Below are 25,080 nucleotides of genomic sequence, written 5' to 3' on the forward strand. Positions count from 1 at the left end.
GTGACGAAGGTAACCATCCTTGGCTGCGGCTCCTCAAATGGTGTGCCATCGGTTGGCCTTGGATGGGGAAAGTGCGACCCGAACAATCCGAAAAACCAACGTTTACGCAGCTCGATCCTGATCGAGGAAGCCGGGAAAAAGATCCTTGTCGACGTGACACCGGATTTTCGCCAGCAGGCGCTGACGCACGGGATCGACCACGTCGATGCCATCCTGTTTACCCATTCACATGCCGATCATGTGCATGGCATTGATGATGTTCGCTGGTTGAATGTCGCCATGGAGCGTCCGATTGATATCTATGCAAATGCACAGACAATCTCGGACATTGATCATCGCTTCAATTATGTCTTCACGCCACTGCCAGAAGGCGTTGAGTTCTATTTCAAGCCGGTATTGATCCCGCATGTCATCACGGGGCCAATCACGCCAGCAGGGGTTCCAATCACGGTGTTCAGCCAAGACCACGGCTATGGCGAGACCCTGGGTTTCAAGATAGGGAAGTTTGCCTATTCAACGGATGTGGTTGAGTTCCCTGAAGAATCCAAAGATCATCTCTATGATCTGGATGTCTGGGTCGTGGATTGCTTGCGGCATCGTCCGCACAACACGCACGCACATCTCGAAAAACTTCTGGGCTGGGTCGAAGAGTTCAAGCCCAAGCAAGTCTACATGACGCACATGAGCATCCAGTTTGACTACGCACAGGCGATGGCAGACACGCCAGATCACGTCGAACCAGCTTATGATGGCTTGGTTATTGAGGTGAACTAAGCACCTAAGACTTCAGAGGTGAGGTCGAAATGCCCTAACGCGACACAGCACCGAATAGTTCTATAATATATATTATGACAAATTATCGATTTGAACTATCGCTGGGTTCTGACGCCCACACCAACATTCCGCTATACTGCGCCGGCACCGCCAAGGCACAAACGCACATCTCAGGCTGCTCGTTTCGAGCGGTAATGCCGGTCGCTTTAAACCGTGCCTCATAGAGACACCACTCATTATAAAATGCTCCTGCCGACAGTCCCACATCGGCCCAGCCAAGCGACCGGATCATACCCTCAATATTTCTGTCAGGTTCGTGAAACTCAACATCGATGCCAACCGCGATTTGTTCATCGCATCCGAGTGCGACGCAGACCAAATCTCGGCTATGGCTGATACTTGCCATCAGGGCTTTATCTGAAAGCCTGACTACCGGCCTGCCCGACGGCTCCTTGGACACCTCAAATGCCTGCGAAGGTCCTAAATGCTTCAGCGCGAGGTTACGCAGCATTGATTGCGCGGCACTTGACGATCGCAGGCGCTGTGCGCGACGGCTTGCGTTCGCCCCATGCTCCAATCGCAAAATGGACCATAAAACACTTCCATTTCCCGCAACATTAACGGGAACTGATGGGAAATTTTCGTCTGAAGGCCAAGTTTTGGTTGAATGGTTCATCATGGTTTCATTACACAATTAAGTATTGTTGTAACATGCAACAATCATCCGCATCGGATGCACAACATAATATCGAAAATTGGTAGGTTGGATATGCGCCGTTTAAAGTTTGCCGTCGTCGGTTTGTTGACACTTCTTGTCGCGGCCTGCCGTACGGCACCTATCGAAAATGTCACTCACCATGCATTCCCGGCCGGCACTGAAAAGCTCAGCCTTGCGCAAATTGAAGAAAGCATCATCAAAGCCGCGTCCGACCGTGACTGGATCATTACCCGTCAGGCGGACGGCGTACTGTTCGCCACCTACTCGCCACGCTCGCACATGGCAAAAGTTAGAATCGGCTTTGACAAAACCGAATTCTCCATCGTCTATGCCGATAGTACAAACCTGAACTATGACGGCACCTCGATCCATTACAATTACAATCGTTGGGTCAATAACCTGCGTCAGGATATCTTGCGTGAAGTGTCGGCCAAAGCCGCACTTGCCAACTGACCGCGCCACTTATGGCAGTGCAAGTCAGCTTTACAAACTGGGCGTTCTGGTGCGGGTCTAACGATCACGCTGATCTGAAATACGGAACGCCCGGGCTGCTTCAATCCAGCAAAACCGGGATCGGCAAGGCTGACTTGGCTGGCGGTTTGAAACCGGCATGGAAACGCCGACTGGATCTGTATGGCCGTGCCGCAGCAGAGGTCTTGGCGACAACCTTGCGCACAGACGACAATCCATACATCGTGTTTGCATCAAGACACGGAAATATTGAACGCACTGTAAAGCTTCTGCACCAGGTCATAACGGACGAAGCACTGTCTCCGGCCGACTTTGGCATGTCGGTTCACAATGCGCTGGTGGGCATCGCATCGATTAATTGGTCAATAACTGAAAGCCATACTGCCGTTGCCGCCGGGCCGGATAGCCTTATCGCCGGTATGACAGAGGCAATTTGTCAGATCAATGACACCAACCTGCCCGTCATACTGTGCTATATCGACCTGCCGCTGCCTGCTGTTTACAGACATCTTGAACAGGGTGACCAAACTGGAACCGCGCTGGCCGTGCGGCTCGAACCTTTATCACATGCCAGCCAATCCAACAGCTACACGGCCGAATTCGGCACGACTTCGGAAACGCCCCGGATATCGGCACCTCTCGAGGCAGAACGCTTTGTCGAGTTTTTGGAAAGCGGTCTAGGAAAACACACACTTTCCGGAACCAACGGCTGTTGGACCGTTACCAAAAATGACTGACAATATAGCTCAGCGGCCAGGACCTCAGCGCAAAGGCACCCAAAAAGGCTTTAACTGGTACTGGCGCCTTGTAGCCACGGGCTTTGCCTTTGCCAGTTTCGGGCTCGGCGGGCTTTTTATGGCGCTTACGATTTTTCCGGCCATGATGCTGGTACTTCAGGACCGCGAAAAGCGAAGGCGCTATGCGCAGCTCGTGATTTGTCGCGGTTTCCGAGTTTTTGCCAGAATGCTTGATGTAATTGGCGTCGCCTCGGTCGAAACCAAGAATATTGCGCAGCTTCGTGCAGCAAACGGGTCGATCATCATCGCGAACCACCCTACTCTGCTTGATGTTGTGATGATCCTGGCACAGCGTGATAAGTGCCAATGTGTCGTAAAGCACCAGCTGTTTCGGAATCCGTTTTTGTTCGGTGTCGTGCGGGCTGCCGGCTTTATTCGCAATGATGACAACCCGGAACACCTGATTAAACAGGCGAAATATCATCTGAGTGATGGTGCGTGCGTCCTGATTTTTCCGGAAGGAACCCGCACGCCAAGCAACCAAACATTGGGGAAATTCCAACGTGGCGTTGCCAACATCGCGATAGAAACACAAGCCGACTTGATTCCGGTGGTTGTGCACTGTAATCACGATACTCTGAAAAAAGGGGTACCGTGGTATAGGATCGCACCATCGAAAATACGCTATCGTATCGTGGCGGATAAGCCGCTTGCATTTGGGGATTTGCATGATCCGGAGCTCAGCCGTGCCAAACAGGCCCGGTATGTTACCCGGTTCATCAGGGATTATTTTGTGGACAGACTGAAGAATGACCGCGCTGGAAAACGAACTTAAAGCCTTTATTATCGAGACGCTTAACCTTGAAGACGTCACAGTCGAAGAAATTGACGGCGAAGAACCGCTTTTTGTCGAGGGGCTTGGACTTGATTCCATTGATGCGCTCGAACTCGGGGTCGCCATTCAGAAGAAGTACGACGTACGTATTGATGCCAAGAACGAAGATGTCAAAACCCACTTCGCTTCGGTCCGCAACCTTGCGCGCTTCATCGAACAGTCCGGCAAGGAGGGGTGATCATGCATAGCCGTGAAGACGTTTATCAGCAGCTCCACGATTACCTTGTCGATATGTTCGAAGTCCCGGCCGAGGACATCCAGCCCGATGCCCGCCTGATGGAAGACCTTGATCTCGACAGTATCGATGCGGTTGATCTTATTGTGAAGTTTCAGGAAATTACCGGCAAGAAAATCCCGGCCATGGAATTCCGGTCGGTGCGTACGGTCGATGATGTGGTAGAGAAAATTCATGACCTGGTCAGTTCCTAAACGGATTTTGACCATCGTTATTGCCCTGTTGGGCATCGCCTATCCGGTTATCGTGTATTTCGGTTTGGGCGCGGTTTCCCCACGTATTATCCTGATCGCGGCCATCATCTTTGTCATTGCACGCGCTATTATGTTCTTCATCGCCAATAAATATGGTGCGGGACTCATTGCCGGCATCGTTGCTGTCATCCTCGGCGCAGCAGGCTTTGCCAGCGAGATCTTGGCTTTGCGTTTCTACCCGGTCATTATCAGTGCGACGCTTGCCCTGGTGTTTACGCTGTCGCTGTTCTCTGGGATGACGATTATTGAGCGGTTCGCCCGCCTGCAAACACCGGAACTAGATACATTCGGGGTGATGTACACCCGCGGACTGACCAAAGTATGGATCGCGTTTTTTATTGCGAATGGCCTGGTTGCCTTGTGGACCGCACTTTACGCAACACTTGAAACATGGACCCTATATAACGGGTTGATTTCATATATTTTGATTGCGAGTTTGTTCGTCGGGGAATGGCCTGTTCGCCGCATCATCAAAGCCCGCCACCAACATCATATCAATGATCATCGAGTATGACCGGATTTTTGACAGCCCTTTACCAGACAGAAAGCCGCAATAGGCCCCAATGCATTGTTGGTGAACGGCTAATTACGCGTGCGGAGTTGATGAAGGATGCCATCACACTTGCAGCAAACCTTCCGGGTGAAAAACGCATCGCAGTTCACTGTCAATCTGCACATCTGTTCGCGATTGCCCTGATGGCAATATGGCAGCGTGGCTCGACGGTAATCCTGCCTGCGACCGACAAACCCGCCTATCTCGGCACCATCGATGATCAGTTTGATCTTTTCCTTGATGACGCATCAATCGAAGATCTGATGAAAGCTGGTCAAGCAACCTGTCCTCAGCAACCAGACACAATACCGACTCCAACACGTTGTTTTGCCGTGTTTTTTACATCCGGCAGTACAGGCCTTCCGAAGCCCATCACGAAAACACTTGAACAGATTGAGCAAGAAGTCACCATTCAGGACCCGCTGTGGTCACCGATGATTTCACCAAGCGCACGGATTGTCGGGCTTGTTTCGCACCAGCATATTTACGGCCTGATCTTTCGTGTGATCTGGCCGGTTATGTCTGGCCGGATATTCACCGCTGACCCTGCGCCATTCTGGGAAATGATGCAGGGTGACCTCAATCAGGGAGATGTCCTGATCACCAGTCCCGCACATCTCAAAAACCTGCATCCGGGTCTGGCCGATATAGCACGACCATCTCTGATTTTCTCGTCCGGCGGACCACTTGACTACAAACATGCACAAGCGACGCGGGACATGTTCGGGACTTGCCCTATCGAAATATATGGCAGCACGGAAACCGGCGGCATTGCTTATCGGCGCCAAACGTCCACTGAAACAGACTGGACGCCCCTGCCCGGCGTAAAACCGCGTCTGAATGATAAGGGATGCCTTGCGGTGCAGGGACCGCATATTGCCCAGTCAGACTGGTATCAAACCGAAGACAAAGCCGATATTGACCAGACTTCCGGGAAGTTTCGCTTGCTGGGGCGTGCCGACCGAATTGTAAAGGTTGAAGGAAAACGTGTTTCACTGAGTTCGGTGGAACAACATTTGATGGTCTCTGATCTGGTATCGGAGGCGGTTGTTTTACTTCCCGACGATAAGGATCGCCGACTTGGTGCGATCATTGTTCTTAGCGATGCGGGGGTTGCCCGGCACAAAGAATTGGGCACTTTTCGGATGGGCCGTTTGTTACGTCGTGAGATCGCCGACTTTGAAGAAGACGCCGCTCTGCCGCAGCGCTGGCGGTTTGTTGACCAGATCCCAACAGACAGCCAGGGCAAGCGCCCGCTTCATCTGTTACGCGCTGTGTTCGCACAAAGGCCAACAGAACCCGATATTCTGGATACTTTTCAAACCGACGATCAGGTCGCGCTCAAACTGAGGCTGCGCGAAGACCTGATTTACTTTGCCGGTCATTTCCCGGACATGCCGATTTTACCAGGCGTCACCCAACTGCATTGGGCGACGTCCTATGCGTCTTCCATGTTCGGAACGCCGGAAACGACCTCTGAGGTTTCCCAGCTTAAGTTCCGAAAACCGATCCTCCCGGGGCATGTTGTGAACTTGGAAATGCGCCTTGATGCAAGTCGCCAGAAAGTAAAATTCCGTTACTTCTCGGACAGTGACGGCGATCTGAGCTCGGGCATATTGAAATATGATGGTGACGCCGCATGAAGCTTTGTGCCGTCGTCCCCACCCATAACCACAGTTCCGCGCTGGAAAGTGTCGTAACGCGCATTCGTGCGCACGACATCCCGGTTTTTATCGTCGATGATGGTTCGGACACCGAAACCCGAAACACCGTAAGCAGGTTACATGCACCTGTTAGCGGTATTTTCTGCCAACGGCTTGATGAAAATGCTGGCAAAGGCGTGGCCGTGATGACGGGCATGGCCGCGGCCAAGCGTCATGGGTTCACCCATGCCTTTCAGATTGATGCCGATGGTCAGCATGAACTTGATCGCATTGATGACATGGTCAAACTTGCGCAACAATCGCCCGGAGCCCTTATTACCGGACTTCCGATATATGATGACAGCATCCCCACCGGGCGCAAGATCGGCCGCTGGGTGACCCATGTCTGGGTGTGGATTGAAACACTGTCGCTTCATATCCGCGACAGCATGTGCGGGTTTCGCATCTATCCCATTGGCCCAAGCCTTGATATCTGGAAACGCCATGGCATCGGCCACAGGATGGACTTCGACACCGAAATCATGGTTCGCCTTTTCTGGCAGGGCGTGCCCGTAATCCATATGCCCATCAACGTCACCTACCCGGTTGGAAACACGTCGAACTTCCGCATGTGGCGCGATAACGTTCTGATCAGCTGGATGCATACCCGACTGGTGTGTGGCATGCTTGCAAGGCTTCCACGCTTCATTGCCAAGGGCGGAAAGTTTGAGTCACCCACAAACGCAAACACCGAAAATCATTGGTCTGAAATCGATGAACGCGGCATTTATTGGGGCATGCGTTTACTGGGACAGGTTTATCGTTTTGGTGGACGAAAGCTCTGTCTGGCAGTGATGTCGCCGATCATTGCCTATTTCTTCGTGACAGGGCGCACAGCACGGGCGGCATCGCGAGACTTCCTTGAACGCGTAGCAAAGCATAATGGCGATCCCAAGCCGACCTGGCGTGACTGCTTTGGCCATTTCATGAAGTTCGGGGAATCCGCCCTTGATAAAATCGCTGCCTGGTGCGGCGAAATGAACATTGATGATCTTGACCTGCCTGAAGATGCGGACAGTCTTTTTTCTTACATCCCCCGGGATCAGGCGGTAATCCTCTTTGTCTCGCACTTTGGCAATATCGAGCTCGTTCGCGCCATCGCCAGCCGTGATCGTAACTTTCGGGTCAATGTGCTGCTTCATCAGAAAAACGCCGCCCGATTTGGCCGCGTGCTTCAAAAGCTTGCCCCGGAAAGCCAGGTCGACTTGATCGAGGTTAGCGATATCGGCCCGGATACCGCGATGCTTCTTCGTGAAAAGGTGGAACGTGGTGAATGGATCGTGATTGCTGCTGACCGTGTGGCCATCGGCGCCCGGGATAAAACGGTTTCTGTGCCCTTTATCGGCCAGAATGCCCCATTCCCGCAGGGGCCATTTATCCTTGCTCACCTTCTGCGGTGCCCGGTCTACATGGTCGCGGCCTGGCGAGATGGCAAACGTTTCAACATTTCTTGGGAAAAACTGGCTGAGCGCATAGACTTGCCGCGCAAGACACGCACAGCCACAATCACGACATATGCAAAAACATATGCAAGCTGGCTGGAAAAGCTTGTTGTGAAACAACCGCTGCAATGGTTCAATTTTTACGATTTCTGGGCAGACAAGAAGGATAAAAATGAATAACCACCAGGAACACGCCATATGTGGCAATGAGGGCGTTTGATGATCAGCGCATCTGTCACTGAAATCGTACAGTTTTATCATCTCGACCCGATGAATGTGGTCTGGCACGGCAACTATGTTCAGTTCTTCGAGAATGCCCGGTGTGCCCTGCTCGACAAGATTGACTACAATTACCCGCAGATGGATGAGTCCGGCTTTGTCTGGCCAATCGTCGACATGCGCGTCAAATATGTCGCCCCGTGTCGCTTTGGTCAGGAAATCACGATCACGGCAACCCTGCGGGAATATGAAAACCGCCTGAAGATCGACTATCTGGTTACGGATGCGAAAACGGGCCAGAAACTGACCAAGGGATTTACCATTCAGGTCGCTGTTGAAAAAGACAGCGGCGAAATGCTGTATCGCAGCCCGGATTTCTTCATCGAAAAGATGGAGGTTCTCCTGTGACCCACCGTTTTCTTGTTCTGATCACACTGTGTGCAATCGTCATTGTCGGTCTGTCGACAGGGCAGCGGGCATTGCACGCAGAGACAGCAAAACCCGCACCGCTTGATGAGAACGAGTACCTTCGCGGCAGGTTTGAGCTTGCCCGTCATCTGGACGGATTTGAAAAGCCGCTGCTGTCGCGTGGTGAATTCGTTATATCGCCTCAAAATGGTTTGATCTGGAAAACAACTTTCCCGTTTCCCGGAATAACCGTCCTTGAGGATGATGGAATTTTTACGATTACCCCAAATGGTGACCGAAATTCCATGGCAAGCGGATCAGAGACACGACAGTTCGTCCGCATGATCTCTTCGGTTTTGTCAGGTAACTGGGAAACCTTGCAAAGCCAGTTTAATATTACCGAAAACACCAAAAAATCAAACACATGGGAAGCCATCCTAACGCCGAAAGCTAACGGTGCTGTCGCGACCCAGGTGAACCGGATCGCGGCGTCTGGCGATATCTTTGTGAAAACGGTGACGATCAAAAAACCATCGTCAGATCAGGATGTCATTACGTTTGATGATCAGGTGATCGGAATGCTTCCTCTTCCCCCTGAATTCGCCAAACTCTTCACAGACGGGATACCCGAATAATGCGCAGCGCATTCATTTGGATCATTTGTCTTCTCGTGATGGCCAGCTTCTCTGTTTGGCAGTTTGCGACAGACCGGACCCAATTGGATGCTGACTTTCTGTCATTGATTGGCCAGGAACAGGAGCGCAATCAGGATGGCCTCAGCGATATTGATGCGGTACGCGCCCTGCTACGGGAAAATGGTCGACAGGCGATTTTGATGCTGTCGCATACTACTGACCGGGATCAGCTAGAGGCCCTTGCCGAACAGCTCAAAACAGAAATCTCGCAGATTGCAGGCACTGAAAGCGTCACGCTGCCAGGACAAAACGCCGGACGCCTTGAAGACGTGCGCAGCCTCTATGGCCCCTATGCCAGCGGGTTGTTGTCTGACAGTGACAGGACTGCACTTGCCAACGGACAAGCAGAGCAGCTGTATCAACGCACACTTCAACAGCTCTATTCGCCTGCATCATCCTTTACCAGCACGACACTAAAGCTGGACCCGTTCCTGCTGATGCCGGAATTTTTGACTGGGTTGGCGACAAAACTCGGCCCCGGGAATGACATCGTCACCAAAATTGATCGCATTTATCTTCCGTTGATTGTCTCGCTACAAAATGACCAATCTGGCAGCCACGCAAAAAACTGGGTTGATCAGATCAACCGGATTATCACAGACGCGCACCAAAATTCCCCCGAACTTACGATCATTAAAACCGGTCAGATATTCTTTGCTGTGAACGAAGCCGCCACGGCCAAAAGTGACGTTCAAACCATTGCTTTGATTGCGACACTTGGGATCGCAATCATGATCGGCCTGACCTTCTTTTCGGTGTTACCACTTATCGGCGCGATTGTGGTTGTCGGAAGTGGACTGATTGCGGGTGCCACAGCCTTGACGGCCTTTTTCGGCACCATTCATGCGATTGCCTTGGTGTTCGGCGCAACAATGATCGGGATCTCAATTGACTATGCCCTGCATTGTCTTGTGGTTCCGACGGGTAAGACGGGGCCCGATGATCGTTTTAACGCAATCCGAAGCGGTCTTGGTTTGGGGCTTTTAACCTCGGTGATCGGCTTTATCGCGCTGGGACTGAGCCCCACCAGTTTGTTGCTTCAAATCGCCATCTATTCGATTGCCGGGCTGCTTTCGGCCTATTGTTCAGTAAAATTCCTGCTTCCGCTTTTTCCGGCCCGTGAAGTTCGGACTAACTCGCCGATCGCGGCCATACACAACAACCTTATGGTCGCCTTGTCCTACGTTGTTGTTTCAGCACGGCTGCGATTGATTGTGGCAGGCATCCTGATCGCTGCCCTTCCCGTTACTGCCTATCTTGTTCCCGGCCATGATGACATACGCGCACTTGGCCAAAGCAATCCGACCCTGGTTTCAGACGCCCGGACCATATCTGAAACCCTTGGCTTGGGCGGAAGCCCGGCATTTATCAGGATTAACGGCAAAAACGCACAGCAGCGCCTTGAGACATCCGAGGCGGTTCGCCAAGCCATCTCGCCGCTGATCGCCGATGGGAAAATTCAGGGTGCTATCGCATTATCAGATTTTGTCCCATCCATTGCGCGCCAGAAAGCCAACAGAGAACTGGTTCGAAACAACCTTTACCAGCCATTCGCCCCTGCATTGGCTGAAGTTCTGCAAATTTCCCTCAACACCCCGGATTTGGACGCGCCGTACCTTAGTCCTGATAAGGTAGGCAATACCTTGCCAGAGGTGACTACTCTTCAAACCGGTGCATCTGATATCATCCGGCTGCGTGGTGTTTCAGATGGCGCTGCAGTCGCCAAGGTTCTTGAGCCTTTTGAGGAAGCCCGCCTGATCAGCCCGACGGAAACGATCAGCGCTCAATTCGCTGAATACCGCTATTGGGCCTATGTCGCACTTGGCTCGGTTCTGCTGATTGCGCTGTTTCTTGCCTCGCTGCGCTATGGCGTTCAAAAAGGTATCCGTATCTTTTCCGCCCCTGCCGGCGCGATCTTGTTTGCGCTCCTTGGCGGGACTGTGTTGGGTGTTTCGATCAGTTTCTTTACAACAATGGCGATGTTCCTCGTCTTTGCGATTGGCGCGGATTATGTCCTTTTCCTCAGTGAAGGAAATGAGGGGGAACAAGCAACCCATACCCAGCTTGCTGTTTTTCTGTCGCTGATTAGCAGCGTTCTTGCATTCGGACTTTTGGCGACCAGTTCAGTCCCGTTGGTTAGCGATATCGGCACTGTGATAGCAATCGGATTGGTTGGCGCCTGGTTCCTTGCCTTCTGGATGACAGCACCAAACAAGCTCACGACAACAACAGGACAGGCAAATTGAGACAAGATTGCGATATCGCCGTCATTGGCGCCGGTCCCGCTGGCAGTACAGTGGCCAAACTGCTTCACGATGCAGGACTTCACGTCACAGTGCTTGAGGCGCAGGAGTTTCCACGCTTCGTCATCGGCGAAAGTCTGCTGCCCAATTGCATGAATGTGCTTGAACGTGCCGGTTTTCTGCCCGCCCTTGAAAAAGCGGGTTTCCAGCACAAAAACGGCGCTGTCTTTGAGTGCGGCAAAAAACATCGCACTATTGATTTCCGCCAGAATTTCGAGACCACTGGTTGGGGGACAACCTATCAGGTAAAGCGTGCGGAATTTGATCATATCCTTGCCAACGAGGCCGCACGCGCCGGTGTTGACCTTCGATTTGGTCATACGGTCACAGCGGTAGAGACCTCAGATGGTGATTGTCTCATCACCTATCAGGATAAAGCTGGCGCAACATCCGAATTGCGGGCTGGTTTTATTGTCGACGCCAGCGGCTATGGCCGTGTTTTACCAAAGCTTCTGGGACTTGCCCGTGCACCGCAATCAATTTCCCGCCGAGCATTGTTTACCCATGTCATGGACCGCATTGACGATACTGGCTACGACCGTGACAAAATCCTGATCACCGTTCATCCTGATCGTCACGATATCTGGTACTGGCTGATCCCGTTTTCAGATGGCACCGCATCCGTTGGGGTTATTTATCCTGATGGCGACCCTGAATTTGCCGGTATGCGTGAACAGGATATCTTTGACCGGTTGATATCCGAAACCCGTCTTGGTCATTTGCTGGCAAATGCGAAACAAACCCGACAATTGCAATCAATCGCTGGATACAATGCGGAATCTGAAAAGCTGTGCGGCGATGGGTACGTGTTGCTTGGCAATGCTGCCGGTTTTCTTGATCCGGTATTCTCGTCAGGTGTTACAATTGCCCTTCATTCTGCGGAATTGGCTGCGGATATGTTGATCGCGCGACATCAGGGACGCACGGACATCGACTGGGAAACGGGCTTTGCCAAACCATTGATCCAAGGCGTGGAAACCTTCAGATCTTATGTCGATGCATGGTATGACGGCCGCTTGCAGAAAATTATTTTTGAACAACCAGATGATGATTCCCAACTGAAACGTATGGTCGTTTCCATCCTGGCAGGTTATGCATGGAACATGGAAAATCCGCTGGTTGCCAAAACCGACCGTTATCTTGAGATGTTGCACGACCTATGCGCTCCCGCATCCTAAAAGCCGCAATGATCTTGGCCTGCATGATCGGCCTGTCGGCGTGTGAGACAATGAACCTGCCTCAGGTAACCCTGCCGGAAGTGTTTTCAGGCAATGCTGGGCATAAGGTTGCCTTGGCTGATGGGCTTGAGTTTACGCTGCCCGCTGCCCCTTGGGATGAAGACGAGACAATTGATGTTGCCCAACAGGTTGAAGCAACATGGAACAATCAAACCCAGTCCGGGACCGCAACCTTTCAGGGGCGCATCAATATTCAGTCCGATCGCGCGCGAATTGTTCTGATTGATGATCTTGGCCGTCGTGCTGTTGAAATCGACTGGACCGCTGAGCAAATCATAATCCAGAATGCGAATTGGCTGCCGCAAGAATTTGATACCAACAGACTTCTTGCGGACATTGTCATGACCTATTGGCCACTTGATGCTGTTGAAGATGCCCTGCCCGATAATATGTCGGTTCATGAAGGATTTGGTGAACGAACCATTCGGCTTGACGATACGGGCCGCAAATACGCCACCATCGAACATCCGATCAAAGACGTCTGGCAAGGTCAGGCCATTCTCCAAAACCAGCAATTCAACTATCGCATCAAGATCAATTCAATACGGACCGGGAATTAAGTATGGCCCGGCATGCATTTTATCTGTCATCGCTCGGCATCATTTCTGCGCTGGGAAATGGCAAGGCAGAGACCGCGGCGACACTTGCCGGGCGCAGACCGGCAGACATGATAAAACGCAGCGGTTTTTTACCGGACCGTGACGCCATTCTTGGCTCTGTTACGGCAGACCTGCCTGCACTGCCGCCGCAATTATCAGCCCATGATACCCGCAACAATCGTCTTCTGTGGGCTGCCGCAAGCCAGATCGGGGATGAGATTGAAGAGCTGATTGCCACCTATGGCCGGCAACGGATTGGCGTTCTGATCGGAACAAGCACCTCCGGGATTGAAGAAGGCACCAATTACTATCAGCATCGCGTCGAAACCGGCGCGTTTCCTGATACCTTCCGCTATGAACATCAGGAAATAGGATCCCCATCGGCATTTTTAAGGGATGCCTTTAAGCTTGGGGGCCCTGCCTATTCCGTTTCTACGGCCTGCTCGTCGAGTGCGAAGGCTTTTGCATCGGGCATGCGATTGCTAAAGGCGGATATCTGCGATGCCGTTCTTGTTGGGGGCGTTGACAGTTTGTGTCGGCTGACCGTTGGCGGGTTTGATACGTTGCAATCGCTGTCCACGTCGATTTGCAACCCGATGAGCCGGAATCGCGACGGCATCAATATTGGTGAAGGTGCCGCCCTCTTCATTCTGCGCAAGGATGCCGGCGATATCGAATTGCTTGGTGTTGGTGAAAGCTCGGACGCCTATCACCCCAACGCCCCGCACCCGGATGGCGTTGGTGCGGCACGTGCCATGCGCACCGCCTTGGCGCATGCAGGCCTGACAGCAGACGAGATCGCCTATATCAATCTCCATGGCACGGCAACGCCACTTAATGATGTTATGGAGGCCAAGGCCGTTACAGAAGTTCTCGGATCAAACGTACCGGCCAGTTCGACCAAACCCCTGACCGGGCATAGCTTGGGGGCAGCTGGCGCAATCGAAGCTGCAATTCTTTGGCTTTCGCTGAGCGAAAACAAGACTGGTGCACCGCTCCCGCAGCACCGCTGGGATGGCGAAAGGGATGATGACATTCCGGAATTGAACCTTGTTTCTGCACAGCAATCCTTGGCGCCGGCTGATCGCCTGGCAATGATGAGCAACTCATTTGCCTTTGGAGGCAGCAATGTCTCTGTCATCCTTGGAAAGGGATGGACGACCTCATGAGCAACATGTCACAGCGCCTTAATCATGCCCTGCCCCCGATCAGTGAACTGGTCATGCATGCCAAGCCGATGCTGTTGATTGATCGGGCGATGTCCGCTGACGAAACCTCAATGACCGCTGAAGTCGACATCACGGCCAACAGCATGTTCTGCGTTCCCCAAAAAGGTGTGCCGAGCTATGTGGGCATTGAATATATTGCACAGACTGTTGCCGCCTATAGCGGCTGGCGCGCAAAAAACAATGATCCTGACGCGACACCACGTATCGGATACCTTCTGGGTTCGCGTAAGGTCACGCTGTCACGCAACTGGTTCCCGGTTGGCCGCACCCTGTCGGTTCACATAAGCAACATCTTTGAAGATGGTGAAATGGGTGTGTTTGACGGGGAGATCCGTTTGGGCGAGGAAATACTTGTCGCCGCACGCATCAATGTATATCAGCCCAAAGACAATGAAACTTCTTTGACATCACCTTCGGACAACAACCAAGAAACAACAGACCAATGACCAGGACCATATTGGTAACAGGCGCCAGCAAGGGCATAGGTGCCGCAACAGCACGACGTCTTGCACGGGATGGCTTTGACATCGTTCTTCATTATAACTCTGATCGTGATGGCGCTGAAACTGTCGCAAAAGATGTTCTGTCATCCGGGGTTCAGGCCCGCCTGGTTCAGTTTGATATCTCCAATCGGGACGCGACACGCGAAGCCTTGGAAAACGATATCGCCGAACATGGCGCACCATATGGCATCATTCTGAATGCTGGTGTCACACGGGATGGTCCATTTCCCGCCCTTGAAGACGATGACTGGGACAGCGTCATTCACACTAATCTTGACGGATTTTACAACGTTATCAAGCCGCTATTGATGCCAATTATTCAGAAGCGTAAAGGTGGGCGCATCGTGGCCCTGACATCAATTGCAGGAATTGCAGGCAACCGCGGCCAGGTGAATTATTCGGCGTCAAAGGCCGGGATCATCGGGGCGGTAAAGTCCCTCGCCCTGGAACTCGCGAAACGTAAAATCACCGTCAATGCTGTGGCACCCGGGATCATCGAAACACAGATGACCAAAGACCTGCCCGAAGATGAGGTCAAGGCCATGATCCCGATGCGCCGTTACGGAACAGCAGATGAAGTCGCCGCGACCATTTCATTCCTGTGCAGCGACGATGCATCATATGTCACCCGTCAGGTCATCAGTGTGAATGGGGGCATGCTATGACCCGCCGCGTTGTCGTCACCGGAATGTCCGGCATTACAGCACTTGGCAACGACTGGCCAACCATCAAAGCCCGCATACAAGCTGGCGAGACCGGCATTGCGCGAATGTCGGAGTGGGATGACAAATACGATCTGCGTACCCGTCTTGCCGCACCTGTTCCGAACTTTTCGCTCAAAACTCGGTTTAACCGGAAACAGTTGCGCAGCATGGGGCGCGTCGCGCAGATGGCTGTCGCTGCAACCGACGACGCGCTTGAAATGGCGGGTTTGCGGAATGATACCGCATTGTTCGAAGGCGGGCGGCTCGGCATCGCATATGGATCGTCATTTGGAAGCACCCCGCCTGTCCTTGGCTTTACCCGCCTGATGGAACACGGCGATAGCAACGCCATCACCGCCACCAGCTACATTCAGATGATGAGCCATACAGCAGCGGTCAATATCGGTGTCCTTTACAGGATTACCGGGCGGATCATTCCCACATCAACCGCCTGCACATCTGGCAGCATGGGGATCGGATATGCGTACGAGGCAATCAAATATGGCAAGCAAGATGTCATGATCGCCGGTGGTGCCGAAGAACTATGCCCTACCATGGTGGCCGTATTTGATACACTTTTTGCAACCAGCGTCAGCAATGATACGCCAGAAGCAACACCCCGTCCTTATGACGTCAAACGCGATGGATTGGTGATCGGCGAAGGTGCGGGCACTCTGATCCTTGAAGAATATGAGCACGCAAAGGCACGCGGAGCAAAAATTCTGGGCGAGATTGTCGGGTTTGCGACCAACTCGGATGGCTCACACATAACGCACCCAGCCAGCAAAACAATGGCCCGCACCCTTCAGGGGGCTCTTGATGATGCAGGGCTGTGTGGCAACGACATCGACATTGTCAGTGGACATGGCACGGCAACTGACCACGGAGACATCGCAGAAAGTGAAGCTACTCGTGCTGTTTTCGATCGTGCGGTCCCGATACACACCCTTAAGGGCCACTTTGGCCACAGCCTTGGTGCGTGCGGTGCGATTGAAGCTTGGCTGGGGCTGGAAATGATGCGTGAAAGCAATTTCGTGGCGACTGCAAACCTGTCAGAGGTCGATCCCGCCTGCGCCGAGCTGGACTATATTTCAGGCAGTGCCAGACACATCCAAGCCGAACATTTGATGAGCAACAATTTTGCATTCGGTGGCATCAACACCTCGCTTATTTTCAGGTTCGACGACTACTAAGCCACTGCGTCGGGTCTAAAGTCCGCCAACGACTTAGTCTATCGAACCAATGCTTCGCTGTTGACATGTATGGCGTAGACGCTTGTAGTTGCCGTAATCAAAAGCTCGTTCCCCCGTGCACCGCCGAACGTTAAATTCGATACTGTTTCGGGCACCAGTATCTTGCCAAGCAGAACACCTGTCGGATCAAAGCAATGCACGCCGTCGGCCGCAGAACTCCAGACATTGCCATAGCAATCAACTCTGATCCCGTCCGGCAGACCTTGATCGATCTTGGCAAAGTCACGACCGTTCTCAAGTCTTTTCCCGTCAACAACATCGTAAACCCGAATGACGGCGGGAACTTCCTCGTCATGGCTGCTGCCTGATTCCGCGATATAAAGCAGCGTCTCATCATTTGAGAATGCCAAACCGTTTGGTTTATGAAACTCGGGTGTCACGCTGGCTAAAGTGCCCGTTTCAGGATCAAGGCGAAATACATTGTTGTATTTCTGTTCCGGTGTGGCCTTGTAGCCCTCATAGTTCGACAATATTCCGTAGGTCGGGTCCGTAAACCAGATCGACCCGTCGGATTTGACCACAACGTCGTTTGGCGAATTAAGCCGCCTGCCCTCAAATCCATCGGCAAGTGTCGTGGTTGCGCCGTTATGTTCGGTTCGTGTAACCGATCTTGTGCCGTGCTGACAGGTAATCAGACGACCGTTCACGTCCATCGTATTGCCGTTGGCAAAGTCTGAATTATCCCGGAACACGTTGACCGAACCATCACACATCCAACGGAAAATCTTCTGATTTGGAATGTCAGAGAACAACAGGCATTGATGCGCTGGAAACCAAACAGGTCCCTCTGTCCACAAATGCCCGCCAGAGATTTTTCTCAGCCTGACATTTGGCAACACAAGGTCGCGGAACCGACTGTCGAGAACCTGATAAGGTTCCACCATACCGAATGCATCTTGGTGCTTGTCTGCGGCACAGTTAGGCAATTGAACGTCCTTTGCTAAATGTATCTAATGTCCGAAAGTTTACGCCCCTAAGCGCAAAGCCCTTAACGCACCAACTGTTGCCGCCCATAAATCAACAACATCCCGATGATCACAACTCCGAACACCACCTGTCGGAAGGTATCGGCAGGAATATCGACACCGAGTTGGGCAAAATACCGCTGCGGCTGAACGACCGAGAGCATCGATTGCAGGATGGTAATCAAAATGACGCCGGCAACCGTCCCAACATACTTGCCGCGACCACCCAGAACATTCGTCCCGCCAAGAATAATCGCCGCAATGGTCGGCAAAAGATAGGGATCGCCCATCGCCTGATAGGACCTATTGGCCCACCCCGCCAGTAGAACGCCCGTCAACGCTGCAGACGCACCGGAAAAGATAAAACAAGCCAAAATGACCTTGCGTGTATCAACGCCACTCAGAAAAACTGAACGTTCCTGATTTCCGACGGCATAGATCCGTCGACCAAGAACGGACCGGTTCAGCATGAAGACGATCGCTGCCCCCAGAATGATCCAGATCAGAAGCGGATTGGGAATGCCCGGAATGAAATGCCCGACCGCCAGTTCCCGCATGAATTCGGTCGCCCGATCCTGCGGGGCAAAACCGCCGGTGTGATAAACCATAAGGCCTTGGGCCACAGCATTCATACCAAGCGTGAAGATCATGGCTGGCGCACGCAAATATGCCACACCCAGGCCATTTACTGTCCCGATCAATGCACCACACAAAACACCGAATGGAACAGCAAGTGTAACGCCCCACTCCGGTCCCAGGAATCCGGTGGCACCGGTTGCCATCATGCCACCAACGCCGATTGTCCAGGGAATGGATAGATCAATATGCCCGAGCAGAATGACCAGCATCACCCCGCTTGCCACCACACCCAGGAAGGACGCGGTATGGAGCTGCTGGATCAAATATTTCGGTGACAGAAAGGCAGGTTCAACCATTGCCCCGATCAGAAGCAGAACAATCACACATGCAAATGCAATAAGGGTTGCCCGATCAAATTGCCTTGCGATTACGCCTGAAACACTCATTTTTCCGCCTTACCGATAAATATCTAGTCTGTTCTTAATTCGGAGCACACGCAGCGACCCGAGGCTGACCGCAACAAGCAGTACGACGCCGACGAAAAGCGGCTGCAAGACTGGGTTGATGTCAAACACGATCAACAGATCACCAACAGTCCGCATGACAAAGGCCCCGAAAATCGAGCCAACTGCACTGCCGACACCGCCAAACAAAGACGTGCCACCAATGACAACTGCGCCGATGGAGTTGAGTGTGTACTCATTGGCAATAGACATCTTTGCCGCGCCCGAATAGGTCAATGCTGTCAAAAGGATGCCACCAATCGATGCCAGCAAACCGCTTAGGGTATAGGCCAGCATCTTCGCGCGATTGATCGGAATTCCGGACATGTACGCCGCCTGTTCGGACGAACCGATGGCAAAGGCGGCCCTTCCCAGAACTGATCGGCGATACGGGATCCAGATGAACACAACGACGGCCAGCAACAGCAAAACGCTATGCGGCACGGCAAAAGATGATCGCGTCATGAAGTCGGCAAGTTCAAAATTGACCGATCCACCCGGTTGGGGTCGAACGGCAAGTGCAATACCGAAATAAACCGCACTGGTGGCCAGTGTCGCGATCAGCGGCTGCAACCGTCCATAGACGATAATCAAGCCATTTACTGCCCCGCAAGCCAGCCCAAGCAGCAGGACACCAAAAATGCCGAACGTGGTTGCGATCGGCCCATCAACAACAATCGTCGAAGCAAGGCAGTTCGCCAGAACGAATGTTGCCCCGACCGACAGGTCAAGCCCGCGGGTAATAACCGGCAAGGTTTGCGCCATGGCGACAAGTGCCAGCAATGCGCCCTTGTTGGCCGCGGTATTTATCATGTTGGGCGTCAGGCCCGCTGCCTGCTTCCAGCCATAGACGATGAACATGGCGGCAAAGATAAGCATTGCGATCAGAATACCGCGCTGTGCCGCCGACAAGCGGCCAACCCAGCCGAAGTATTTTTGGCGAGAAACCAGATCTGCTGGTTCTGAGCTCACAGTCATAGCGACGCTTCCTGTAGTTTTTTTGGTTCAGGTCTCTTCGCTGCCTGTTCCGGCAGGTTAAGCGCGGCTGACACCAGATTTGTTTCGTTAAGGTCTTCCCCGGCAAGGGTTCGAACGATCCTGCCGTCATACATCACCAGCACACGGTCACAGCAGCCAATCAACTCGTCGTAATCGGTTGAATACAAAAGGATTGCACATCCTTCTGAGGCCAGTTTCTGCAACAGTTGATAGATTTCCTGCTTGGTGCCTACATCAATTCCACGTGTCGGATCGTTCAACAGAATGATGCGTGGCTTGGTCATCAGCCACTTGCCGATAACGACTTTCTGCTGGTTACCGCCGGATAGCGCCCCGACAGGACCGTCAATGCCATCTGCCTTGATCTTGAGGAGTGCGATCATCTCGTCAATAGCGGCCTCTTCTGCGCGCTTATCAACAACGCCCATCCGGCTCATTTTTTCGACCGCGGCAAAAGACAGGTTTTCACGCACAGTCATCGACAACATCAGACCTTCGTATTTGCGGTCTTCGGGCACCAAAGCAATGCCGATGTCATCTGACTTCGCCATCTTCGGGCTGTTCAACTTTACCGGCGCGCCATTGATTTCCACCGATCCGCTCGCCCCGATCAGGGTCCCAAACAGCCCCAACTGCAGCTGTCGTTGCCCCTGCCCATCCAAACCACCGAGCCCGACAATTTCCCCCGGCCGCATTTCCAGATCGATGCCATTAAGTTCATCGTTCCAGGAAAAGTCTGAGACCTTCAGGATCGGCTTGGATGCGGTGGGTCGGGTGCTTTTTGCCGGATAGACACTGCTGTATTCGCGGCCGATCATCATCTCGACAACGGCGCTGTCCGATTTTGTGCCGTTTTTGAATGTCTCGACTTTCGTGCCATTGCGATAAACCGTACAGGTATCGGCCAGTTCAGCAATTTCGGGCATGCGGTGCGAAATATAGATGATCGCCATCCCTTCATCGCGAAGCCGATGAAGCATCTTAAAGACCTTATCGACATCGGCCGCCGTCAGGGCAGACGTCGCTTCATCCAAGATCAGAATTTTTGGGTTGCGTGCCAGTGCCTTGGCGATTTCAACCATCTGGCGCCGCGACAGTGAAAGATTGCTGACCGTTTCCATCGGATCAATGTTTTCGCCGCCTACGCGCGCAAGGGCCTCTTCGGCGATGCGGCGCTGGGCCCGATAATCGATCATTCCGAATTTAAGTGGCGGACGAGTAATGCCAATGTTGTCGGCTACTGTCAGGTCCGGCAGCAGCGACAATTCCTGAAAAATGCAAGACACGCCCAGATCATTGGCCTGTTGTGGATTTGCAAAGCTTACGGTGTTGCCATCAAGTTCGATCGTTCCGCTATCGGGCTGCACAACGCCCGAAAGGATCTTGATCAGCGTCGACTTCCCTGCACCGTTTTCACCAAGCAGCGCATGGATTGATCCGCGGTGCATATCGAAGCTGACATTTTCCAGTGCGCGGACACCACCGTAACGTTTGGTTATGCCCGACATCGACAATAGATAAGGAGATTTGCTCTCTGACACGGCAGTTTTCCTAACTTTATTGAATACCGTCGACGCCACGCGCGGCATCGACGGTATCCGAACGTTTATTGTTGTTAGTTGTTTTCGCCTGTCTGAGACGCGATTTCTTCAGCCGTGAAGCCAATGTTGCAGGCTTCAAAATTGTTACCCGCAAAGAAGCTGCCCGGCAGTTTCGGGAACATCTCGACACCTTCCTTGAACGGGGAATAGGAAATCGAGGTCGGAAGCGCGATTTCTGACGGAACGACTTCACCCTTCAAGGCCGCAATGGCGGTTTTGATGGTCACAGATGACTGTGCCGGTCCCGTTCCACCCGACTGGCAGCTCAGCTCTGCGCTGTTGCAAAGTTGACGAAATGCGTTCTCGGTTTCGCCGGAAATCGGGGCCTTGAACACGCCTGCATCGAGCATTGCGGTGGCAACACCTTGTGAGCCGCCCTGAACGTAAATACCGTCAAATACACCGCCGGCCGCAATGGCATCTGCCGTCACTTTTTGTCCATCACCTGGCGCCCAGTTTCCAACGACATCGACGACTTCGATATCACGCCCGGATTCCTTGATCACCTCATGGAAACCTTCATTACGTGCAATGTCGACGGGTTGGCCAGCCGGACCGCGGACATGCAGGAACTTGGCCGGACCATCACCGCTTTGCTCCAGAAGGAACTTACCGGCCGACATTCCAAGTCCTTTTTGATCAACGTTGATCGCGATCTGGTTGGGGTCATCAATCACGTTGTCAAACGACAGAACGACAACATTGGCTTCGTTGGCTTTACGCACCACCGATCCGAATGCGCGCGTGTTGTTGGCGTTAATGATAATGGCGTCAAAGCCCTGATCGATAAAGTTGTTGGCCGCGGCAATCTGTGCGGCGATGTCCTCACCAACCGACACAACTTTGAATTCTTCGATCTCGGCCGCGACTTCCGGCTGTGCGGCATAGGCCTTTGCGACTGCGATCATCTGAACGCGCCAGTCATTGGCGATGAAGCCGTTTACAAGCGCAATCTTGTAAGGCCCTTCGCGTGCAGGCCACTGGAAATAGGCAGTATCATCGGAAACCGGTGTGAAGCACGCCGGATCAGCACCCGGACCAGCAACAGTGTTCGGCCCGGCAAACGCAACTTGTGCAGTCATCATCAATGCGACAGTGGCTGTCGTCATCGTCAGTAATTTTTTCATGGTAGTCCTCCCGTTGGATGCGCTGTTCTTTATCGCTTCCTCAGCAGGTCAGCGCCCCTGCCCGCATTGTGCAAGTTCTTGACGTCTCGTTTGTCGCATGCCGACGACGAGCCTTCTGATCAAAGATCACAAGGGTCGGTTCTTCTGGTATTTTCAGAGAAATTTCGTTCTCACGCCGGTTTGGCGTGAACCGAGATTTCCCCCCTGATGTCAGCATGTGACTTATTGTTTTTGTTTGGCTCTTTACCGTCGTGCGGCAAGGAGTGGTCAATGCCTGAAAATCAGACACCAAACCATGGCGCAATCTTCATCAGTTCCGATTAAATCGTAAAGAGCAGTTTCCGCAGAACGCATACGGTGTTACGCATCCAAGTTGCGGGTTCCCGCAAGACAAGAGAAATGCCTGTGAATATTATCGAAGAGCTGGAGGAAACCACTCATGTCGGATCTTGCTCATTACCTTCGCATCTCCAACTTGCTTGCGGGGAACCTTGATATTCACTCGGCGCTCAGCTCGGTCAAAACCGAGATCGAGAAGATTATCGAGTTTGATCACCTTGATGTGTGCTTGATTGACACGGACAAAAGGTGGGCAACAGCCTATGAGGTTGGCGTCGAAACAGCCTGGAGCAAGATGCGCTCCCATGTGCGAAAGGCGCCTATCCGCGACATTCTGCTGGGTAAAACGGACCATCTAATGACGGGAAATGCCCTTGACGATCCCCGTTTCCTTTTCCCCGGCGCGGTAAGTGCGCCGATTATTGACCACGAACTTCGCAGCCGCGTCAGTGTCGGCATGAAGGTTCTCGGGGAAGTCGTTGGATCGTTGAATTGTTCTTCGAAAAAGGAAGGTTTCTACGACGACAGTCATCTTGAACAGATGCGTATTTTGGCCGACATGCTGGCCCCGTATTTCTATGCCTTGCGCGCCAACGAAAAGGCCAACAAGGAGGCGATCATTCGCGCTGAAATCCTTGCACGCGAAGAAGGTCTGCGTCTTGGCGCACTCAGCCTTACTGATGCGCTTGAGGCCGAACGCCAACGCATCGGTATGGATTTGCATGATCAAACCTTGGCTGATCTGACACGCATTGCACGGGATCTTCGCCCGGGACTGAGCGAGGCACAGTATCTAAGACTGCAGCAGCAAGTCCAAAACATGATCCAGGGACTGCGCGACATCATTGATACCTCGATCCCATCGATTCTTGACCTGTTTGGCTTCCACCATGCTGTCCAGACGCATCTGGAACGGGCTGTAAGCTATGACAGCATAATGCGCTTCAAGGTCGATGATCAAACAGATGGGGCGATTGACCTATTGCCTGAAACAACCCGCATCGCAGTCTTCCGTATCTGCCAGGAAGCCATCAACAATGCAGTTCTGCATTCGAATGCGTCACTTGTTTCAGTCTTGATTACCAAAAGCCCGGATGACTGTCTGACGATCCGCGTTTCGGATAACGGAAACTTCCAGCCACATCCAAGAAAACCGTCCAGTGGCTTGGAACATATGAAAACACGCGCCCGCCTGATCGGTGCAAAATATGACCTTTCAACGTCCGACGGCACACAAATAACAATTCAGTTGCATCAAGCGACCAGACAACAAGGAGAAACGATCAATGAAAATATTGCTGGTTGAAGATGACAACATGCATGCGGATTTCCTGATGGAAATCGTCGAAAACGCTTTGCCGGAATTTGACGAAATCCTTGTTGCCCATAACGGCAAGGAGGCCGAAAAACTTGCCCATCTACATCAGATTTCAGCCGTCGTAATGGACCTGCGCATGAAGGAACATAACGGCATTGAAGCCGCGCGAACGATCTGGGCAGAACGCCCCCACACAAGGATACTTTTCTGGTCGAACTATTCGGATGAGGCATATCTGCGGGGAATCACCCGGATCGTTCCTGATCAAGCGGCCTATGGATATGTCCTTAAAACCGCAACACCGGACAAGATGCGACTGGCGTTGCGTGCCGTCCTTATCGAAGCACAAATTGTTGTTGATCGTGAAGTCCACCAGATCCAGGCACAGCAGATGCGCTCGCGCAGTGCGCTGACAGAATTCGAATATCTGATCTTGCTTGATCTGGCGTTAGGACTTCCTGACAAGGCAATTGCCATGCGCCGAAAACTGTCGCTCCGTACCGTCCAGAACAGATTGCTGTCGCTTTATGACAAGCTTGAAGTTGAGTCACAGGACCAGAACGAAATGGGCATTGTGCTTAACAAACGCACACGCGCCGTTTCCAGTGCCATTGCCCGAAAGGTCATCAATCGCGAGGGGTTGATAAGTGCCAACAAGGAACTGTCCGCCTGGCTTGCAGGTCAACCAGTGCCACTGGACTAGGTTCTTGTTCGGC

26 protein-coding genes are annotated in these 25,080 nt (G+C 52.6%); 20 read left to right on the forward strand and 6 right to left on the reverse strand.

What is annotated here, in order from left to right:
* On the forward strand, positions 1 to 774 hold the full coding sequence (locus WBY09_RS10730) for an MBL fold metallo-hydrolase (protein ID WP_197147480.1): 774 nt from the start codon (positions 1 to 3) through the stop codon (positions 772 to 774).
* A gap of 82 nt (positions 775 to 856) precedes the next feature.
* On the opposite strand, the gene WBY09_RS10735 is transcribed toward WBY09_RS10730, so the two are convergent.
* A complete protein-coding gene (locus WBY09_RS10735) occupies positions 857 to 1,450 on the reverse strand; it encodes a 4'-phosphopantetheinyl transferase family protein (RefSeq protein ID WP_286792513.1) in 594 nt (197 codons plus the stop codon).
* Between the two features lie 93 nt (positions 1,451 to 1,543).
* Here WBY09_RS10735 and WBY09_RS10740 point away from each other — a divergent pair, with 93 nt between their 5' ends.
* The 17 genes from WBY09_RS10740 (at position 1,544) to WBY09_RS10820 (ending at position 16,873) form a co-directional block, all read left to right on the forward strand.
* A complete protein-coding gene (locus WBY09_RS10740; RefSeq protein ID WP_063089558.1) occupies positions 1,544 to 1,945 on the forward strand; it encodes a hypothetical protein in 402 nt (133 codons plus the stop codon).
* Between the two features lie 146 nt (positions 1,946 to 2,091).
* Positions 2,092 to 2,700, forward strand: coding sequence for a beta-ketoacyl synthase chain length factor (locus WBY09_RS10745; protein ID WP_336232707.1), 609 nt, complete (start codon positions 2,092 to 2,094; stop codon positions 2,698 to 2,700).
* Positions 2,693 to 3,535, forward strand: a complete 843-nt coding sequence (locus tag WBY09_RS10750) for a lysophospholipid acyltransferase family protein (protein WP_336232708.1) — start codon at positions 2,693 to 2,695, stop codon at positions 3,533 to 3,535. The genes WBY09_RS10745 and WBY09_RS10750 overlap by 8 nt, the downstream gene beginning before the upstream one ends.
* Positions 3,510 to 3,773, forward strand: a complete 264-nt coding sequence (locus WBY09_RS10755) for a phosphopantetheine-binding protein (RefSeq protein WP_197147478.1) — start codon at positions 3,510 to 3,512, stop codon at positions 3,771 to 3,773. The genes WBY09_RS10750 and WBY09_RS10755 overlap by 26 nt, the downstream gene beginning before the upstream one ends.
* A gap of 2 nt (positions 3,774 to 3,775) precedes the next feature.
* A complete protein-coding gene (locus WBY09_RS10760; protein WP_064781383.1) occupies positions 3,776 to 4,024 on the forward strand; it encodes an acyl carrier protein in 249 nt (82 codons plus the stop codon).
* Positions 4,005 to 4,598, forward strand: coding sequence for a hypothetical protein (locus tag WBY09_RS10765; RefSeq protein WP_286792511.1), 594 nt, complete (start codon positions 4,005 to 4,007; stop codon positions 4,596 to 4,598). The genes WBY09_RS10760 and WBY09_RS10765 overlap by 20 nt, the downstream gene beginning before the upstream one ends.
* 302 nt (positions 4,599 to 4,900) lie before the next feature.
* A complete protein-coding gene (locus WBY09_RS10770; protein WP_197147476.1) occupies positions 4,901 to 6,280 on the forward strand; it encodes an AMP-binding protein in 1,380 nt (459 codons plus the stop codon).
* Entirely contained in the window at positions 6,277 to 7,962 is a 1,686-nt protein-coding gene (locus tag WBY09_RS10775; RefSeq protein ID WP_336232709.1) for a glycosyltransferase family 2 protein, read from the forward strand. Before WBY09_RS10770 ends, WBY09_RS10775 begins: the two co-directional genes overlap by 4 nt.
* A 39-nt stretch (positions 7,963 to 8,001) precedes the next feature.
* Entirely contained in the window at positions 8,002 to 8,409 is a 408-nt protein-coding gene (locus WBY09_RS10780) for an acyl-CoA thioesterase (protein WP_197147474.1), read from the forward strand.
* Entirely contained in the window at positions 8,406 to 9,044 is a 639-nt protein-coding gene (locus WBY09_RS10785; RefSeq protein WP_197147473.1) for a LolA family protein, read from the forward strand. The genes WBY09_RS10780 and WBY09_RS10785 overlap by 4 nt, the downstream gene beginning before the upstream one ends.
* On the forward strand, positions 9,044 to 11,350 hold the full coding sequence (locus WBY09_RS10790; protein ID WP_336232710.1) for an MMPL family transporter: 2,307 nt from the start codon (positions 9,044 to 9,046) through the stop codon (positions 11,348 to 11,350). Before WBY09_RS10785 ends, WBY09_RS10790 begins: the two co-directional genes overlap by 1 nt.
* Complete coding sequence (locus WBY09_RS10795) at positions 11,347 to 12,585, forward strand: NAD(P)/FAD-dependent oxidoreductase (protein ID WP_197147471.1); 1,239 nt, start codon at positions 11,347 to 11,349, stop codon at positions 12,583 to 12,585. Before WBY09_RS10790 ends, WBY09_RS10795 begins: the two co-directional genes overlap by 4 nt.
* A gap of 50 nt (positions 12,586 to 12,635) precedes the next feature.
* The gene (locus WBY09_RS10800) at positions 12,636 to 13,205 is read left to right on the forward strand and encodes a DUF3261 domain-containing protein (RefSeq protein ID WP_197147470.1); all 570 of its coding nucleotides are present in this window, start codon (positions 12,636 to 12,638) and stop codon (positions 13,203 to 13,205) included.
* Between the two features lie 2 nt (positions 13,206 to 13,207).
* A complete protein-coding gene (locus WBY09_RS10805; RefSeq protein WP_197147469.1) occupies positions 13,208 to 14,413 on the forward strand; it encodes a beta-ketoacyl-[acyl-carrier-protein] synthase family protein in 1,206 nt (401 codons plus the stop codon).
* Positions 14,410 to 14,919: an ApeP family dehydratase gene (locus tag WBY09_RS10810; RefSeq protein ID WP_197147468.1), complete on the forward strand. Its 510-nt coding sequence runs from the start codon at positions 14,410 to 14,412 to the stop codon at positions 14,917 to 14,919. Before WBY09_RS10805 ends, WBY09_RS10810 begins: the two co-directional genes overlap by 4 nt.
* Positions 14,916 to 15,641 (forward strand): 3-oxoacyl-ACP reductase FabG, encoded by a 726-nt coding sequence (gene fabG / locus WBY09_RS10815; RefSeq protein ID WP_197147467.1) that lies wholly within the window; start codon positions 14,916 to 14,918, stop codon positions 15,639 to 15,641. The genes WBY09_RS10810 and fabG overlap by 4 nt, the downstream gene beginning before the upstream one ends.
* Positions 15,638 to 16,873: a beta-ketoacyl-ACP synthase gene (locus WBY09_RS10820; protein ID WP_336232712.1), complete on the forward strand. Its 1,236-nt coding sequence runs from the start codon at positions 15,638 to 15,640 to the stop codon at positions 16,871 to 16,873. Before fabG ends, WBY09_RS10820 begins: the two co-directional genes overlap by 4 nt.
* 38 nt (positions 16,874 to 16,911) lie before the next feature.
* Here WBY09_RS10820 and WBY09_RS10825 read toward each other — a convergent pair whose 3' ends face one another.
* The 5 genes from WBY09_RS10825 to WBY09_RS10845 all read right to left on the reverse strand — a co-directional run bounded on the left by WBY09_RS10825 (position 16,912) and on the right by WBY09_RS10845 (position 22,707).
* Positions 16,912 to 17,817 carry an SMP-30/gluconolactonase/LRE family protein gene (locus tag WBY09_RS10825; RefSeq protein WP_064781395.1) on the reverse strand — a complete coding sequence of 302 codons (906 nt, stop codon included), beginning with the start codon at positions 17,815 to 17,817 and terminating at the stop codon, positions 16,912 to 16,914.
* A gap of 104 nt (positions 17,818 to 17,921) precedes the next feature.
* A complete protein-coding gene (locus tag WBY09_RS10830) occupies positions 17,922 to 18,923 on the reverse strand; it encodes an ABC transporter permease (RefSeq protein ID WP_064781396.1) in 1,002 nt (333 codons plus the stop codon).
* A gap of 9 nt (positions 18,924 to 18,932) precedes the next feature.
* Positions 18,933 to 19,958, reverse strand: coding sequence for an ABC transporter permease (locus WBY09_RS10835; protein WP_083997096.1), 1,026 nt, complete (start codon positions 19,956 to 19,958; stop codon positions 18,933 to 18,935).
* Positions 19,955 to 21,520: a sugar ABC transporter ATP-binding protein gene (locus WBY09_RS10840; RefSeq protein WP_197147466.1), complete on the reverse strand. Its 1,566-nt coding sequence runs from the start codon at positions 21,518 to 21,520 to the stop codon at positions 19,955 to 19,957. Before WBY09_RS10840 ends, WBY09_RS10835 begins: the two co-directional genes overlap by 4 nt.
* Positions 21,521 to 21,594: 74 nt before the next feature.
* The gene (locus tag WBY09_RS10845) at positions 21,595 to 22,707 is read right to left on the reverse strand and encodes a substrate-binding domain-containing protein (RefSeq protein WP_063089524.1); all 1,113 of its coding nucleotides are present in this window, start codon (positions 22,705 to 22,707) and stop codon (positions 21,595 to 21,597) included.
* Between the two features lie 439 nt (positions 22,708 to 23,146).
* Here WBY09_RS10845 and WBY09_RS10850 point away from each other — a divergent pair, with 439 nt between their 5' ends.
* Together WBY09_RS10850 and WBY09_RS10855 are read left to right on the forward strand one after the other, a co-directional pair.
* Positions 23,147 to 24,352 (forward strand): GAF domain-containing sensor histidine kinase, encoded by a 1,206-nt coding sequence (locus WBY09_RS10850; protein ID WP_197147465.1) that lies wholly within the window; start codon positions 23,147 to 23,149, stop codon positions 24,350 to 24,352.
* Positions 24,333 to 25,067, forward strand: coding sequence for a response regulator (locus tag WBY09_RS10855; RefSeq protein WP_063089521.1), 735 nt, complete (start codon positions 24,333 to 24,335; stop codon positions 25,065 to 25,067). The genes WBY09_RS10850 and WBY09_RS10855 overlap by 20 nt, the downstream gene beginning before the upstream one ends.
* Positions 25,068 to 25,080 lie beyond the last annotated feature (13 nt).

Origin of the sequence: Thalassospira sp. CH_XMU1458 (genome assembly GCF_037027205.1) — a bacterium.
Lineage (GTDB): Bacteria > Pseudomonadota > Alphaproteobacteria > Rhodospirillales > Thalassospiraceae > Thalassospira > Thalassospira tepidiphila.